Below are 410 nucleotides of genomic sequence, written 5' to 3' on the forward strand. Positions count from 1 at the left end.
CACGCGCGACTGGAAGGTGCTCGAGCCCTCCATGAAGACGGTCGACCTGGGCGCCCTGGGATGGCGCATTCCGGCGCCCAAGGGGTTCACGGTCGTCATGCAGGTGGCGCGCTCGATGGGGCGCGGCGCGACGGTCAATCAGATGGTGCTGTCCGATGGCCTGGCGGCCATCTCGGTGTTCATCGAACCCTACGACAGCCAGCGCGGCCATCATCCGCCCCCTGGCGCGGCGCAGCGTGGATCGATTACCGTCTATGGCACGCGCATTGCCGATTACTGGTTGACGGCCGTGGGCGAAGTGCCCGTGGCGACGCTGGAACAATTGGCGCAAGCGACAGAATACGTACCCGTGGCGAACGCTCCGGCGGCCGGCTCCAAGTAATGGGCGGCCTCTGCGGCAAGAAGTGATT

The 410-nt window shown here is 66.1% G+C and carries 1 protein-coding gene; it reads left to right on the plus strand.

The genetic code is table 11. From position 1 onward, the window contains the following. Window positions 1–382 (plus strand): MucB/RseB C-terminal domain-containing protein (locus RCF13_RS05135; RefSeq protein ID WP_308140905.1); only part of this gene is annotated, 382 nt, incomplete at its 5' end. Window positions 383–410 lie beyond the last annotated feature (28 nt).

Source organism: Stenotrophomonas maltophilia group sp. RNC7 (assembly GCF_030910085.1).
Taxonomy (GTDB): domain Bacteria; phylum Pseudomonadota; class Gammaproteobacteria; order Xanthomonadales; family Xanthomonadaceae; genus Stenotrophomonas; species Stenotrophomonas sepilia.